This is a genomic window from Thermoflexus sp. (assembly GCF_034432235.1).
Classification (GTDB): Bacteria; Chloroflexota; Anaerolineae; order Thermoflexales; family Thermoflexaceae; genus Thermoflexus.
This window is the reverse complement of sequence record NZ_DAOUCJ010000104.1, coordinates 16,020-31,337: the sequence shown is the minus strand read 5'-3', so window position 1 is coordinate 31,337 and position 15,318 is coordinate 16,020. Positions and strand designations below refer to the sequence as shown.

At 63.4% G+C, this 15,318-nt stretch carries 11 protein-coding genes; 10 read left to right on the top strand and 1 reads right to left on the bottom strand.

What is annotated here, in order from left to right:
* Positions 1-5 precede the first annotated feature (5 nt).
* The 10 genes from VAE54_RS12275 (at position 6) to VAE54_RS12230 (ending at position 12,850) form a co-directional block, all read left to right on the top strand.
* Positions 6-1,544, top strand: coding sequence for a sugar ABC transporter ATP-binding protein (locus tag VAE54_RS12275; protein WP_322802260.1), 1,539 nt, complete (start codon positions 6-8; stop codon positions 1,542-1,544).
* Positions 1,541-2,521: an ABC transporter permease gene (locus VAE54_RS12270; RefSeq protein ID WP_322802259.1), complete on the top strand. Its 981-nt coding sequence runs from the start codon at positions 1,541-1,543 to the stop codon at positions 2,519-2,521. The genes VAE54_RS12275 and VAE54_RS12270 overlap by 4 nt, the downstream gene beginning before the upstream one ends.
* Positions 2,518-3,564: an ABC transporter permease gene (locus tag VAE54_RS12265; protein WP_322802258.1), complete on the top strand. Its 1,047-nt coding sequence runs from the start codon at positions 2,518-2,520 to the stop codon at positions 3,562-3,564. Before VAE54_RS12270 ends, VAE54_RS12265 begins: the two co-directional genes overlap by 4 nt.
* Before the next feature lie 77 nt (positions 3,565-3,641).
* Positions 3,642-4,721, top strand: coding sequence for a substrate-binding domain-containing protein (locus tag VAE54_RS12260; protein WP_322802257.1), 1,080 nt, complete (start codon positions 3,642-3,644; stop codon positions 4,719-4,721).
* Positions 4,722-4,812: 91 nt separating this feature from the next.
* A complete protein-coding gene (rhaI, locus tag VAE54_RS12255; protein WP_322802256.1) occupies positions 4,813-6,051 on the top strand; it encodes an L-rhamnose isomerase in 1,239 nt (412 codons plus the stop codon).
* A 38-nt stretch (positions 6,052-6,089) separates the two neighbouring features.
* A complete protein-coding gene (locus VAE54_RS12250; protein WP_322802255.1) occupies positions 6,090-8,150 on the top strand; it encodes a bifunctional aldolase/short-chain dehydrogenase in 2,061 nt (686 codons plus the stop codon).
* A gap of 101 nt (positions 8,151-8,251) precedes the next feature.
* Entirely contained in the window at positions 8,252-9,820 is a 1,569-nt protein-coding gene (locus VAE54_RS12245) for a rhamnulokinase family protein (RefSeq protein ID WP_322802254.1), read from the top strand.
* A 212-nt stretch (positions 9,821-10,032) separates the two neighbouring features.
* Positions 10,033-11,439 (top strand): LutB/LldF family L-lactate oxidation iron-sulfur protein, encoded by a 1,407-nt coding sequence (locus VAE54_RS12240; protein ID WP_322802253.1) that lies wholly within the window; start codon positions 10,033-10,035, stop codon positions 11,437-11,439.
* Positions 11,436-12,128: a LutC/YkgG family protein gene (locus tag VAE54_RS12235; RefSeq protein ID WP_322802252.1), complete on the top strand. Its 693-nt coding sequence runs from the start codon at positions 11,436-11,438 to the stop codon at positions 12,126-12,128. Before VAE54_RS12240 ends, VAE54_RS12235 begins: the two co-directional genes overlap by 4 nt.
* On the top strand, positions 12,125-12,850 hold the full coding sequence (locus VAE54_RS12230) for a (Fe-S)-binding protein (RefSeq protein ID WP_322802251.1): 726 nt from the start codon (positions 12,125-12,127) through the stop codon (positions 12,848-12,850). Before VAE54_RS12235 ends, VAE54_RS12230 begins: the two co-directional genes overlap by 4 nt.
* 265 nt (positions 12,851-13,115) lie before the next feature.
* Here VAE54_RS12230 and VAE54_RS12225 read toward each other — a convergent pair whose 3' ends face one another.
* Positions 13,116-15,302 (bottom strand): CopD family protein, encoded by a 2,187-nt coding sequence (locus VAE54_RS12225; protein ID WP_322802250.1) that lies wholly within the window; start codon positions 15,300-15,302, stop codon positions 13,116-13,118.
* Between the last annotated feature and the right edge of the window lie 16 nt (positions 15,303-15,318).

The following is a 15,318-nucleotide window of genomic DNA, read 5'->3' as shown; positions in this document are numbered from 1 at the left end:
GGGCGATGGCTTCCCCGATCCTGATCCTCCGTAATGTCTACAAGGCGTTTCCCGGCGTGCAGGCGCTGGCTGGAGTCTCGCTGGATCTCTATCCAGGGGAAGTCCACGCCCTGGTCGGCGAGAACGGAGCGGGGAAATCCACGCTGATTAAGATCGCGGCGGGAGTTTATGCCCCGGATTCGGGGGAGATCCTCTTTGAGGGGCGCCCGGTCCGACTGGAAGGCCCACGGCATGCGGCAGCGCTGGGGATTGCGGTGATCCATCAGGAGCCCTATTTGTTTCCCACGCTCTCGGTGCTGGAGAACCTGTTTGTGGGCTTTCAACCGCGCCGCGGGCCGCTGGGTCTGGTGGACTGGCGGACGATGGTCCGGCAGGCGGAGGGGGTATTTCGCGAGCTGGGGGTCTCGCTGCCCCTGGATCTGCCGGCCGGGGATCTCAGTGCAGCCCAGCAGCAACTCCTGCAAATTGCCCGGGCGCTTCTCCAGGACGCTCGTGTGCTGATTATGGATGAGCCCACTTCCTCGCTTTCCCAGCGGGAAGTCCAGACCCTCTTCGAGATCATCCGTCGCCTTCGAAGTCGTGGGGTGGGGATTCTATACATCTCCCATCGCCTTGAAGAGGTTTTCGCGCTGGCCGACCGGGTGACCGTATTACGGGATGGCCAGTGGGTGGGCACCTATCCGATCGCCGCCGTTACGCCAGAGACCCTGATCGCCCGGATGGTTGGACGCGAGCTCACCCAGCTTTTCCCCCACACTCCCCATCCGCCCGGCGACGTCCTGTTGCGGGTTCATCACCTATGCCGTGCAGGTCTCTTCAAGGGGATCTCGTTTGAAATCCGGGCCGGGGAGATCGTGGGGATGGCCGGGCTGGTGGGAGCCGGTCGCTCGGAGGTGGCTCAGGCGATCTTTGGCATTCTGCCTCCCGATGACGGCTTTGTCGAGGTGAACGGACGTCGGATCACACCCCGCGCGCCGTGGGAGATGATGGCCGCCGGCATCTTTTACATCCCGGAAGATCGTCATCGCCAGGGGATTGTGGCACCGCTTCCGGTTCGGTCGAATTTAACGCTCGCTATATTGCAGCGGTTGACCCGTTTCGGCCTGATCGATGAGCGGGCGGAGCGGGCCCTGGCCCAGGCATATCGGGAGCGCTTGCGGATTCGGGTCGCAGACCTGGAGCAGCCGGTGGGCACGCTCTCCGGCGGCAATCAGCAGAAGGTGGTTGTCGCCCGTGGGCTGGCGATCCAGCCCCGGGTGCTGATCCTGGATGAACCGACCCGGGGCATCGATGTGGGGACCAAGGCGGAGATCCATCGCCTGATGGATGAACTGGCCGCCCAGGGGATGGGGATCCTGATGGTTTCCTCGGAGCTGCCGGAGATCCTGGGAATGTCGGATCGCATCCTGGTGATGCGGGCCGGCCGACTGGTGGGCGAGTTACGGCGTGATGAGGCGACTCAGGAGCGGATTATGGCCATGGCAATGGGTCTGGTTCCCGGGAATGGCCAGGGGGATACCGGGATGCGGAGGGGGATCGCGTGAGGTGGAGGGGGCGGGAGCCGTTTTTGTTGATCATGAACGGACTGTTGATGGCCGTCCTGACGGCCACCACCCCGTTCCTGCTGCGTCGGGATGCGGGAGGAGCCATGACCCTGGATCTGAGTGCCCTTCGGCTTTTGCTGGATAACTACGCGGCGACGTTCATCGGCGCAGTGGGGATGACACTGGTGATCCTATCTGGGCAGATTGATCTCTCAGTGGGCTCCGCTCTGGCGCTTTGCGCGGTGATCGCGGCTCAGGTCTCCCAGATGGGGTGGCCGCTCCCCCTGGCTTTCCTGGCGCCCATCATGGTGGGCACGCTGATCGGGCTGGTGAACGGGACCATTGTGGCCTATGGCCGGATCCACGCCATCTTGGTCACCCTGGGGATGATGACCATCCTCCGCGGTCTGGTGGTCCATCTGGTTCCGGCGGGGTGGGTGGCGACCAGCGATGCCTTCAAAGCGGTGGGGCTGGCGCGACCGCTGGAGATTTCCACCTCGATTTGGATCGCGGGGGTGTTTGCTCTGATTGTTGCGTTTCTGATGCGCTACACCCGATGGGGGCGGGAAATCTACGCCGTGGGGAGCAATCCTCAGGCCGCGACCATCACTGGCATCCACCCTCATCGGATCTGGTTCTCGGTCCTTCTGTTCAACGGATTTACGATCGGGCTGGCCAGCGCGGTCCACGCCTCTCGTTTCGGGGTGATTCAGAACAACATCGGGCAGGGGTTTGAGTTGCTATTGATCACAGCGGTGGTGATTGGGGGAACCAGCATTTTCGGGGGGTATGGAAGCGTCTGGGGAACCCTGTTGGGCGTACTGTTCTTGGCGCTCGTCCGCTCGGCGTTGATCTATTTCCGCATCCCAGCCCTCTGGGAGCAGGCTGTGTATGGAGCCTTTCTCCTGTTCGCCGTTGGCCTCGATATCGCCCGGACGCGAGCCTGGTCCCGGGCCTTGCGAGGAGGGGCCACATGAGGGGGATGGCGGGCGTTCTGGCCCGGGGGCTGACCCGTGAACGGATCTTGCTGGTCATTGTGGTGGGATTGTTGGTGGTCATTGCCAGTCTCACTCCCAAATTCCTGACATCCACGAATCTCCAGATCACCTCCCGTTATCTGGTGGAGGTGGGGCTGGTGGCCATCCCGATGACCATGATCATCCTGATCCGGGGAATTGATATCTCCGTCGGCTCGATTGTGGCCCTCTCCACTGTTGTCCTGGGGTTCTCCTGGAGCGTTTATCAGGTTCCGATGGCGTTGGCTGTTCTCCTTGCTCTGGCGGTGGCGACGCTTTGTGGCTTTCTGAACGGTCTGGCGATCACCCGGCTGCGCGTGCCGGATCTGGTGGTCACGCTATCCACGCTGGCGATCTACCGGGGGATTGCGGAAGGGCTGGGAGGGGGAGGGCGAGTCTATCTGTATGAGGATCCGCTCATGCGTTTCCTGGGCGAGGGGCAGATCCTGGGGATTCCCGTGGGGTTGTTTGTGTTCCTCCCCGCTGTGGTGGCCGCAGGGGTGATGCTCGATCGAAGCGCCTGGGGGCGATGGCTTTATGCGATCGGGCATAACGAGACGGCGGCTCGCTTCGCGGGAATCCGGGTGGATCAGATTCGATTGCTGGTTTATACCCTCTCGGGCCTGGCCAGTGGGTGGAGCGCTGTCTTCCTGGCAGGGCGGCTGGGGACTGCCCGGGCCACTGCCGGGCTGGGGCTGGAATTCGAAGTCATCACAGCGGTTGTGGTGGGAGGCACCGCCATTTCCGGGGGTGAGGGCAGCATCTGGGGAAGCTTCCTGGGTGTAGTTATGGTCACGGCGCTGCGCAACGGGTTGAATCTAATCGGCGTGCCCTCGCCGATCCAGGCGATGATCATCGGTACCCTGTTGATCCTGACCGTGCTGGTGAATGAGAACCTGCGGTTGCGCGTTCGAGGATGGGTTCGCCCCGTTGTCCCGGCTCCTACGCCTGAAGCTGAGCCGGCGCACGTGGCCAATCCATCCTCCTCTCAAGAAAGGAGGTGAACGGCTATCGCAACTGGGGGTTCCATTGGGATTGCTTCACATTTTTAACTCCATATTTTAGGAGGAGGGAGGGTACCATGAAGCGTTTGTTGCCTTTGCTGGTCGTGGGGATGATACTGGCGGTGATTCTAGCCCAGTGCGCGCCGACTCCCACACCGTCGCCGACGCCACCGCCCGCGGCGCGGCCGACGGCGACCGCCCCTGCTCCAGCCGCGGCCCCCTCGCCGACGGCTGCCCCGGCCCGGAAGTTCGTGATTTACCATGTGCCCAAGGCCGTGGGCATTGACTACTTCAAGTCGGCCAACCAGGGCATGGAGGAAGCGGCGAGGGAGTTGGGGGATGTCGAGCTCCACTATGAGGGCTCCATCAACGCCAGTGCCGAGGAGCAGATCAAGGTGCTGGAGGACATCATCACCAAGAAGCCTCATGCCCTCATCGTTTCTGCCAATGATCCCCAGGCCCTTGTCCCTGTGCTCAAGCGGGCCCGCGAGGCCGGTATCACGGTGGTCACATATGATGCCGATGTATTGCCAGAGGCTCGGGTTTTCTTCGTCAACCAAGCGACCTTTGAGGGGATCGGCAAAGCCCTGATCGATGAGGCGGCTAAGCAGGTCGGGCCGGAGGCCAAGATCGCCATCATCTCCACCTTCCCCACGGCCCCGAACCAGAGCCGCTGGGTGGAGGAGATGAAGAAGTATATGGCCAAGGCCTATCCCAAGATGCAGCTGGTGGACATCCGCTACGGGGAGGACGATCAGGCCAAGAGCCGTCAGCAGGCTACGGACCTGATCACTGCTCACCCGGATGTCCAGTTCCTCATCGTCCCGACTTCGGTGGGCTGCCCGGGCGTGGCGGATGCCCTGGAGGCCGCTGGGAAGGTGGGCCAGATCAAAATGACATGCCTGGCGACCCCGAACGGGATGCGAGCCTATGTCAAGCGGGGCACCCTGGAGGCGTTCTATCTGTGGAACGTGGTGGATCTGGGTTATCTGGCGATGTATGTGACCCACGGCTTGCTGACCGGCGAGATCAAGCCGACGGACAAGAAGGTGAAAGCCGGCCGGCTCGGCGAGCGGGAGGTGGGGCCGGATAACGTGATCCTGCTCGGTCCACCTTTCCGCTTCGACAAGAACAACATCGATCAGTTCAATTTCTGAGGTATGGATCTCGGGGGAGGGTCGAAAGGCCCTCCCCCGGTTTCAGAATCCCGGAAGACCCTCCGGATTCCTTCAGAAGGAGGAGGGAACCATGGCGAACGCCCCTGGATATGAGCACCTGGCGGAATCCCTCGCCCGTCGGGGGATCGATGTTGAGGCTGTCAAGATGGCGCTGAAGCGCCAGCGGATTGAGACGCCCTCGTGGGGGTATGGGAATTCCGGCACGCGGTTTAAAGTTTTTGCATGGCCGGGGGCCGCTCGCAACATCTATGAAAAGCTGGCCGACGCGGCGGTGGTGCATCGCCTCACCGGCGTCTGTCCGACGGTAGCGATCCATATCCCGTGGGATAAGGTGGAGGATTGGGAGGGATTAAAGCAATACGCCGCGGATCTGGGCCTGCAAATCGGAGCAGTCAACCCCAATTTGTTTCAGGAGGATGATTATAAACTGGGAAGTGTCTGCCATCCGGATCCGCGGGTGCGGCGTCGGGCTGTGGAGCACATGCTGGAGTGCGTTGAGATCGCAGAGAAGGTGGGCTCCTCCATTCTAAGCCTCTGGTTCGCCGATGGAACGAATTATCCTGGCCAGGACGATTTCCGGGCTCGCAAACACCGGATGCTGGAGGCGCTGTCTGAGGTATATCGGCGGATGCCGCCCGGGATGCGGATGCTGATCGAGTATAAATTCTTCGAGCCCGCCTTTTACCACACGGATCTTGCCGACTGGGGCATGGCCTACGTCCTTGCCACACATCTGGGGCCCCGGGCCCAAGTCCTGGTGGATACCGGACATCACCCTCAGGGTACCAATATCGAGCATATCGTGGCCTTTCTTTTGGACGAGGGCCGGCTAGGCGGTTTCCATTTCAATAACCGCAAATACGCGGATGACGACTTGATTGTCGGTTCGATCAATCCCTTCGAGCTCTTTCTGATTTTCAATGAGCTGGTGGCCGCTGAGCGGGATCCGCGGACGGCGGATACAGCGCGAGCGGTGGCCTACATGATCGATCAGTCTCATAACATTGAGCCCAAGATCGAGGCGATGATCCAGTCGGTGGTCAATATCCAGACCGCCTACGCAAAGGCGCTGCTGGTGGATCGGAAGCGGTTGCGAGAGGCCCAGGAGGCCGGGGATGTTCTAGAGGCCCATCGAGTCCTCCTGGAGGCTTATGAGACGGATGTGCGGCCGTTGCTGGCTCAGGTGCGCCTGGAAATGGGGTTGGATCCAGATCCTGTTGGAGCCTTCCGGCGAAGTGGATATGCGGAGAAGGTGGCCCGGGAACGGGGAGTCGCCATGGTGGCCAGTGGCTATCCTGGCGCATCCTGATATTCTGTCCAGGCGTGATATTGAGGGAGGGATAAGGGATGCCGCGCAACCTCTGGAATGAGGCGGAGGCGGCGGGTTTAAGTGAGCTGGAGCTGCTGGTCTATCGCTCCCGCCTGCTGGGGGCTGATCGGAGCGTGTGCAACATCTTTGGAGGGAACACCTCGGCCAAGCTAATGGAGCGCGATTTCCGTGGACGCCCGGTGCGGGTGCTCTGGGTGAAGGGCTCAGGATCGGATCTGGCCACGATCACCCTGCAGGGATTCGCGGCCCTTCGGCTGGAGGATGTGCTTCCTCTAATGGAACGGGAAAGCCTCTCGGATGAAGAAATGGTGGACTATCTCGCGCATTGCTACCTGAAGCCGGGAATGCCTCGCCCTTCGATTGAGACCCTGCTCCATGCTTTCATACCTGCCCCTCATGTGGATCACACCCATCCGGACGCCATCGTCAGCCTGGCCACTTCGGAGAACGGCCCGGAGCACGTGCGACGGCTGTTCGGGGGGCGAGCGGTCTGGGTCCCTTATGTGCGACCCGGCTTCACGCTGAGTAAATGGATCGCCGAGGCGGTGCGAGCCAACCCGCAGGCAGAGTGCGTGGTGATGGCTAAGCACGGCCTGGTGACATGGGGAGAGGATGCCCGTTCATGTTATGAAAATACTATCCGGATCATCCAGGAAGCAGAGGATTATATTGCTGAGCGGGCGATGGGACGACGGATCTTCGGCGGGGTACGGGTTCCCGCGCTGCCGGAGGATCGACGCCGGGCGATTATGGCCGAGCTGCTCCCGCTCCTGCGGGGCGCGGTGAGTCGGACCCGCCGTCATATCCTTCGCTATGACGATAGCCCGGAGGTGCTGGACTTTGTGGGCAGCGAGCGGGCGCGGGAGATCGCCCTGGTTGGCTCCGCATGCCCGGACCATCTCGTTCATACCAAGCACTGGCCGTTGTTCATTGACTGGGACGGCTCGGATCTGGAAGGTTTGAAGGCTCGTCTGGTTGAGGAGGTGGAGCACTACCGGGAGGCTTACGTTCGGTATTTCGAGGAGAACCGAGGGCCCCAGGACACGATGATGGATCCCGCTCCGCGAATCATTTTGATTCCAGGTTTGGGGCTCATCGCCACGGGCAAGGATGCCTTCATGGCCGGGGTGGCCCGGGATCTCTATCACCGAGCCATCGCGGTGATGCGGGGGGCTACCGCCCTCGATCGCTTCGTCTCGCTCACGCCAGCGGAAGCTTTTGCGGTGGAATACTGGCCGCTGGAGCTTTACAAGCTGACGCTGCGCCCGCCGGAGCGGGAGTTGGCAGGGCGCGTGGTGGTTATCACCGGTGGGGCCTCTGGCATCGGTCGAGCAACAGCCTACCGGATGGCTCAGGAAGGGGCTCACGTGGTGATCCTGGATATCAACCGAGAAGGAGCGGAAGGCGTGGCGGCGGACCTGACGTCCCGTTACGGCGAGGGGAGGGGGATGGCCGTCCCATGCGACGTTACGGATGAGCGCCAGGTCATCGAGGCCTTCCGCCGGGTGGTCCTGACCTATGGGGGCGTGGATATCGTGGTCAATAACGCGGGAATCGCCCACTCCGCTCCGATCACCGAAACGTCCACGGCGGATTGGGATCGTCTTTATCACGTCCTGGTGCGGGGATACTTCCTGGTGGCCCGGGAGGCTTTCCGGATCTGGAAGGCGCAGGGGGTAGGGGGAAGCATGGTCATTGTGGCTTCAAAGAACGCTCTGGTGGCCGGGAAGAATGCGGCGGCTTACAGTTCAGCCAAGGCGGCAGAGGTCCATCTGGCCCGTTGTCTGGCGGAGGAAGGCGGCGAGATCGGTGTGCGGGTGAATGTGGTCTGTCCGGACGCCGTGATCCGCGGCTCCAGCATCTGGGATACGCGATGGCGTGAGGAGCGCGCCCGTACCTACGGCATCTCCCCCGAACAGCTGGAGGAGTATTACCGCCAGCGCACTACTTTGAAGGTCAACGTCTATCCGGAGGATGTGGCTGAAGCTATTTTCTTCTTCGCTTCGGATCGCTCGGCAAAAACAACTGGGGGGATCCTGACAGTGGACGGCGGGGTCTCGGCTGCATATGTGCGATGAGGCAGCCAGAGATGGAGTCGCTGCTGAGGCCGCTTCTTACGTCCAGTAATCTGATAGAGGATGCGGCCGATAGCCGCGCGGATTCCTGATTGGGGGTGCCTATGATCCGGATGATCGCTGTGGACGTGGGAGCGGAAAGCGGACGGGTCATCCTGGGATCCCTGGAGGATGGGCGGCTCTCCATTCGGGAAGCCCATCGTTTCCCTAACGTCCCTGTTCAAGCTCATGGAACCCTTTATTGGGATATCTTACGCCTCTTCTATGGGATCAAGGAGGGGATCGCACGGGCCGCTCGTATGGCGGGTGGATCCATCGTTTCCATTGGGGTGGACACCTGGGGGGTCGATTTCGCCCTTCTGGATCGCCAGGGCAAGCTGATCGGGAATCCGGTCCACTACCGGGATCGGCGCACGGAAGGGATGATGGAGGAGGTCTTCCGGCGGGTGCCGCCGGAGGAAATTTATGCTCGCACAGGCATTCAATTTATGCCCATCAATACATTGTATCAGCTATTTTCAATGGTCCTTCGCGGGGATCCCCAGCTGGAGATCGCTCAGACGTTCCTCACGATCCCTGATCTGTTCCATTACTGGCTGAGCGGAGTGGCGATTTGCGAGTTCACCAATGCGACCACCACCCAGTGCTATGATCCCTTTCATCGCGACTGGGCCCGGGATATGCTGGAGCGTCTGGGAATCCCTACGCATCTGTTTCCCGAGATCCGACCCCCGGGCACGGTGCTGGGTCCGCTTCTGAGGGAGGTGGCCGATGAGCTCGGCCTCTCCGGGACGCGGGTGGTGGCCCCGGCCAGTCACGATACCGGATCCGCTGTGGCCGCCGTGCCTTTCCAGCATCCGGATGCGGCGTATATCAGCTCCGGGACGTGGTCGCTGGTGGGAGTGGAGGTTCGAGCGCCGGTAATCCAGGAGCCAGCGCGACGCTATAACTTCACCAACGAAGGCGGGGTGGAGGGAACCTTTCGATTGTTGAAAAACGTGATGGGCCTGTGGCTGCTCCAGGAGTGCCGGCGAACCTGGGCTCGAAAGGCAGGGCTGTCTCTGGAGGCAGAGGATGAGGAGTTCTCAAAGGTCCGTGCTGCGGGAAGGGTTCATCAGGCCTGGGATTACGAGGCCCTGGTCCGCCAGGCGGAGGCAGCACCTCCGCTTCGCTCCCTGATTGACCCGGATGATCCTCGTTTTCTTCCCCCTGGGGATATGCCTATCCGCATTCAGGCGTTTTGCCGGGAAACCGGTCAGCCTGTTCCCGAGGAGCCCGGAGCGATCGTCCGCTGTATCCTGGAGAGCCTAGCACTGAAGTACCGCTGGGTGATCGAGCGCCTGGAGGAGCTGTTGGGTCGCCCCATCCCGGTGATCCATATCGTGGGTGGTGGAGCTCGAAATGCCATGCTCTGTCAGTGGACTGCAGATGCGACCAGGCGTCCGGTCCTGGCTGGCCCCGTGGAGGCGACGGCGATTGGAAATCTGATGGTACAAGCGATCGCGTTGGGTTATGTCGGTGGTCTCACGCAGGCTCGTGAGGTGATCCATCGTTCGTTTGCTCCTGCGATCTATGAGCCTCGGCCTTCCGGGTTATGGGATGAGGCTTATGAACGTTTCGTTTCCTCTATTCTTGTTCCCTCCAAAGGCGCTGTGCTGGATTTCTCTGGATAGCCATCGGGGGCCGTTTTGCTGCCGTTCCATCCCCCAACCTGTTGACAGAGGGGACAATATCTTCTTGTGGCGTGCGGGCCGCCGAAGAGGGCCTGCCTTCTCCGCGATAGCCCATCCTACAAAGCGTTCCTATCGAGCTCCTCAGGATTCGAATTGGCAATGGAGCCATCTGCGCTAAACTCGAGCCAGAGCTCTTTCTGGAGGCGATCCGCATGTCCATCCCCAGCCCGGCTTTTCGATCCCGTATTCGGGAGAGCCTGGGAAACGCTCCTCTTCAGGAGGCCTTGCAGCGGGCCACCCGCTCTTTCCTCATCAGCCGCTCGAAGGCGTTCGCGGATCTCCCCGACGCGGAGGCGGTCCGTGATCGCGCCCGGGCGATCCGCGCTCACACCATCGCTCATCTGGATCGTTATCTCGAACAGTTCGCCCGGGAGGTGGAGCGACACGGAGGGAAAGTCTTCTGGGCCGCTACCGCTCGCGAGGCCTGCGATTATATCGTGAGTCTGGCACGGTCCCGGGGCGTCGCCATGGTGGTGAAAAGCAAATCGATGGTCAGCGAGGAGGTCGGCCTGAACCACGCCATGGAGGCCGCCGGGATCCGGGTGGTGGAAACGGACCTGGGGGAGTTCATCATCCAGCTGGCCGGGGAACGGCCTTCCCATATCATCACCCCGGCGATCCATAAGCGTCGGGAGGATGTCTCGAAGCTTTTCCAGAAGCATCTGGGCATGCCTCCTACCGATGAGATCCCGGAGATGACCGCGGCGGCCCGCCGCGCCCTGCGCCAGGTTTTCCTGGACGCCCGGATGGGGATCAGCGGGGTGAACTTCGGGATCGCGGAGACTGGGACCCTGGTGCTGGTAACTAATGAGGGGAACGGCCGTATGGTGACCACCCTGCCGCCGATCCACGTGGCCTTGATGGGCATTGAGCGGGTGGTGCCTACATGGGAGGACGCTGAGATCATGCTGCGGGTGCTGGCCCGCAGCGCCACTGGCCAAGCCCTCACCGCCTACACGTCCTTCCTGACGGGCCCCCGCCGTCGGGAGGAGCCGGATGGGCCGGAGGAGCTCCATGTGGTGCTGGTGGACAACGGCCGCTCCCGCTGGTTGGGGACGCCGCTGGAGGAGGCGCTCTATTGCATCCGGTGCGGCGCCTGCCTGAATGCATGCCCGGTCTATCAGGCGATCGGAGGCCACGCCTACGGGAGTGTGTATCCCGGCCCCATCGGATCCATCATCACGCCAATGCTGGGGGATGGGGACGGCGCGGAGCTCGCTTACGCCAGCAGCCTGTGCGGAGCCTGCCAGGAGATCTGCCCCGTGCGCATCCCGATTCCCGATCTCCTGGTCCGCTGGCGGCAGATGCGGGCGGGAAGCTTGCTGCCGGCCTGGGAGCGGATCGGGCTGCGGGCGTATGCCCAGGCGGCCCGCCATCCTTCGCTATGGGCGCGTGTTGGACGCTGGGCGATGGGTCTCCTGCGCCGCCTGGGCCGGGAAGGCTGGCTGCGCCGGGGGCTCGGACCGCTGGGAGCCTGGACGGCCGTTCGAGACTTCCCGGTTCCCCAGCGACCGGCGTTTCGGGATTGGTGGACATCCCGGAAGGGAGGTGGCGAATGAATCATCCGGTGCTGGAGGCGGTGCGACGCCGGGTCACGCGCCGGGCTGTCCCACTGGAGCCTGTGCCCGCCATGCCGCTGGAGGCCCCGCCGGGGAGCGAGGAGGCGGTTCAGCGATTGTGGGCTTCATGGGCGGAGATCGGCGTTCAGGGGGTCCGGTGCGCCACCGAGGCGGAAGCGATCCGAGAGGTGGTCGCCCGGCTGCGGGAACGGAAGATCCGGCACGTCCTGGTCGATGCCCGAACCGCGCATGCTTATCCGGGCCTGATCCCGGCGCTGGAGGACGCGGGGCTGGCGGTGATGAGCGGGGGCCTTCCCCGAGAGGAAGGGCCGCGCTACCTCGGGCTGGGGCGCTGGGCGATGGCGGAGGCCGGGATCACCGATGTGCTGGCCGCCTTTGCGGACACCGGGACGCTGTGGGTGGCGGGAGGCGCCGGAGGGATGCGTTGCGCCTCCTTGTTGCCCCCCCTGCACATCGCCCTGGTCCGGCGAGTTCAGGTCTTCTCATGCCTGGCCGCCTGGCTGAGGGAGGCCCGGTCGTCCGGGGCCCTGATGGAGTGGATCGAGGAGAGCAGCGCGCTGATCGCCATCACCGGCCCCAGCCGGACCTCGGATATCGAGAAGACGCTCACGCTGGGTGTGCACGGGCCGAAGGAGGTGATCGCCTTTCTGATCGAGGAGGCCGGATGAGCCGGATGGTTCAGCTCTTCGTGACATGCCTGGTGGACTGGTTGCGGCCGGAGATCGGGATCGCGACCGTGCAGTTGCTGGAAAGGATCGGCGTCACGGTGCGCTTTCCGGAGGCCCAGACGTGCTGCGGGCAGCCGGCCTTCAACGTCGGGCGCTGGCAGGAGGCCCGGGCCATGGCCGAACATTGGGTGCGGACCTTCGACCCCGATCTCCCGGTGGTGGTCCCCTCCGGCTCATGCGCGGCGATGATCCGCCACGGCTATCGGGCCTTGCTGGAAGGGCGCCCTCTTTACGCGCGCTGGGAGGCGCTGGCCGCGCAAACCTGTGAGCTCAGCCAGTATCTGATCGATGTGCTGGGGATCCAGGACCTGGGGGTTCGACGGGAAGGGAGGGTAACGTATCACCCTTCGTGTCATCTCCTGCGGATGCTGGGGGTGCGGGAGGCGCCGGAGCGCCTGATCCGGGCGACCGGGGCGGCTTACCATCCGTTGCCGGATGCGGAAGCCTGTTGCGGGTTCGGAGGCCTCTTCTCCGTGCACTTCGAAGCGGTTTCCGGGGCGATGCTCGCCCGGAAGATCCAGGCCATCCGTTCCACCGGCGCGGAGGTCGTCCTGGGATGCGACTGGAGCTGCCTGATGCACATCGGTGGCGGCCTGCACCGCCAGGGCCTTCCGGTTCGCGCCCTGCATCTCGCCGAGTGGCTGGCGGAAGGATTATTATAGGATCACGGCGAGCAGCGGTTTGGCATCCATGGGGATGATGGATCAATGGACCGGAGGGAGCGCGGATTCCGACGATCGACCCCGGCGCGCGGGCTGGAGCCTTTGATCGCTTTTCTTGCCGCCCAGCTGGATGTAGCGGCCGCTTATGTCTTCGGATCGGTCGCGCGGGGTGAGGCGACGCCCCGCACGAAGTCGCGTATCTAAAAAGCGAAAGGGATAACATGACCGGACCCGATGGGCGTCAGGGGAAGCCCCCTGTGCTGGCTCAGGGAGCGCGGGGAGCGTCTGCTGGCGGCTCGATAGCGAGCGGGGCGTTGAAGTCGCGATAGCGCTGAACCATAAAGTGGCCGGGGCCCGCCATCATCACCTGGTGAAGGTGGAAATTATCCTCATCGATCCAGAAGGCCAGCGTTAGACGCCCGGAGAGGGCCCGGGCGACAACCACTCGGGTCCGAGCCTCGCCCAGCGGTTCCTCCCGCCCGAGGCGCGCGGCTTCCACCGTCCGGGCGTTCTGAAAATCCGGGAACCGGAAGGGATCCGCCAGGGTGAGCATCTGCCAGCGCCCATCCTCTTCCACATACTGGACCTTCCCGATTGTGATGGAGGATGCGCCGCCCTCGATCTGCAGCCGCATGCGATCGGGCGCCTGGAACGCATACGTGGCGAAAAGAACGCGTCCATCCCCATCGTTGAGCTCCTCCTCCATTCGGGCCGTTTGCAGGCGGTTCATGGCCTCATCCGCGCGCTGCAGAAGCGCCAGGGCCTGGGGATCGTTCGAAGCGGTCGCCAGAGGACCGCCTGGCTGGTAGAAGGGGAAGTCGCTGGAGACATCCTCGCGACCCTGCCGGCGGACGATCACCCGGATCCGCCAGAAGCCGGGCAGGGAGAGGGTCTCTTCCGCAAGCCAGTGGCCATCCGGCTGGAGCTGCGCCCGAACCCGTCGGACCCCGATGTCCGAGTCCAGCAGGGTCAGTTCCATGATCACCCGCTGGAGGTCAGGCAGGGGGCTTCCCCGTGGATCGGTGATCTCGATCTCAAAGCGGCGGGGCGTATCCGAAGGGATGAGGGCCAGCCGGAGACGCAAGTCTTCCGCGGGCCGGCCGAGGAGGATGCGGGCCGGGGCGACCGCCCCGGTCGAGGGCAGCGAACGGGGCGGCGGTGTCGCCGCAAGCCCAATGGCCAGGGCTACAATGGCTATCACCCCCAGCACTTCCCCGAGAACCAATTTCTGGAAGGGCCCGATGGCCTGCTCCGCATGCCCATTCCCCTGGGCAAAGCGAGGCTGCATCCGGAATCGATTCCAGGCAGCGATGGGCAGAAGCAACGTCAGGAGCGCGGACTTGGCGATAAGCAATCGGCCGTAAGAAGTCCTCCATATCCAATCTGGCGTCCCCACTTCGATCCATGCATTATAGAGGCCAGTGATCGCCAGGCCGATGACGCTGAGGAGGGCAAGGCGGGAGAAGCGGGGCACGGCGATGGCGAGATAGAGCCGGCGCGTGCCCGGTGGGAGGACCCGCAATGTCCCCAGCGTGCCGGCCAATCCGAAGAGTCCTCCGATCCAGAGGGCAGCCCAGACGCGGTGGAGAAAATCGAAAAGCCATGCGGAGAAGGTCCCCAGGGCGGCCCCGTGGCTGGTCGTCGAAAACGTCCCGAGCGCGCCCAAAACGAGGAGGGCCCTCGGAAGCCGGAGGCTTCGCTGGGCTCCACGAGGGGCCATCCCCATCAGCATCGCCCCGCTTATCATGGCCCCTCGGATCAATGCCTCGGTCCCCACTCGTTCCAGGAGCGCGCTTTGGGCCGTGGGAGGCAGATCCGGGGTCAGGGCGAGGAACTGGGCGATCGCCTGCAGCCCTTCAGCCATCAGGGCGAAGAGGAAGACCGCGTGGATCCTGCGTGCCCCGATCCAGGCGAGGGGCTGGCCCGTTGGTCCCAGAGTTTCCACCGCAGGCCGGAAGATCCATTCGTAGAAAATCAACAGGCCGAACCCGATCAGGAAGGCGAGTCGATGGATTCCCTGAAGCCCAAGGGCCCAGAGCGGGAACGAGACCGTCGAGGCGCTCGCGCCCGGGATCACCGCCCGCCCGACCGCGAAACTGAAGAATCCGCGGGTGAGATGGCCGTCCACCCGGGAGAACGCCTGCCAGACGACGGTATAAGCGCCTTCCGGGATCGGCTCCAGAGCGATCTGAAGGCGACGGGGATCGTTGGGATCGGCTATGAGATCCCCTCGATCCACCCGGCGGCGCGCCTTGTCGTAGACCTCAATGCGGCTGAGGGCGGGATCCACCGGCTCGCTGAACCATAGCCGCACCCAGCGAGGTGGCGCTTCCAGCTGGGATCCAGGGGCCGGATCGGATTGGACCAGGAAGGCATGGGCCATGGCCGGCGGCACGATAGCCAGCGCCCCGAGCAGCATCAGAAGAATCCATCCTCCCAACCGCCAGCGCACAGAGAATCCCTCCGAT

Excerpts from the sequence above, each read along its gene's own strand:
- VAE54_RS12240 (WP_322802253.1), top strand. The coding sequence starts at position 10,033 with ATGTCCATCCCCAGCCCGGCTTTTCGATCCCGTATTCGGGAGAGCCTG.
- VAE54_RS12275 (WP_322802260.1), top strand. The coding sequence starts at position 6 with ATGGCTTCCCCGATCCTGATCCTCCGTAATGTCTACAAGGCGTTTCCC.
- VAE54_RS12265 (WP_322802258.1), top strand. The coding sequence starts at position 2,518 with ATGAGGGGGATGGCGGGCGTTCTGGCCCGGGGGCTGACCCGTGAACGG.
- VAE54_RS12245 (WP_322802254.1), top strand. The coding sequence starts at position 8,252 with ATGATCCGGATGATCGCTGTGGACGTGGGAGCGGAAAGCGGACGGGTC.
- VAE54_RS12250 (WP_322802255.1), top strand. The coding sequence starts at position 6,090 with ATGCCGCGCAACCTCTGGAATGAGGCGGAGGCGGCGGGTTTAAGTGAG.
- rhaI (WP_322802256.1), top strand. The coding sequence starts at position 4,813 with ATGGCGAACGCCCCTGGATATGAGCACCTGGCGGAATCCCTCGCCCGT.
- VAE54_RS12230 (WP_322802251.1), top strand. The coding sequence starts at position 12,125 with ATGAGCCGGATGGTTCAGCTCTTCGTGACATGCCTGGTGGACTGGTTG.
- VAE54_RS12260 (WP_322802257.1), top strand. The coding sequence starts at position 3,642 with ATGAAGCGTTTGTTGCCTTTGCTGGTCGTGGGGATGATACTGGCGGTG.
- VAE54_RS12235 (WP_322802252.1), top strand. The coding sequence starts at position 11,436 with ATGAATCATCCGGTGCTGGAGGCGGTGCGACGCCGGGTCACGCGCCGG.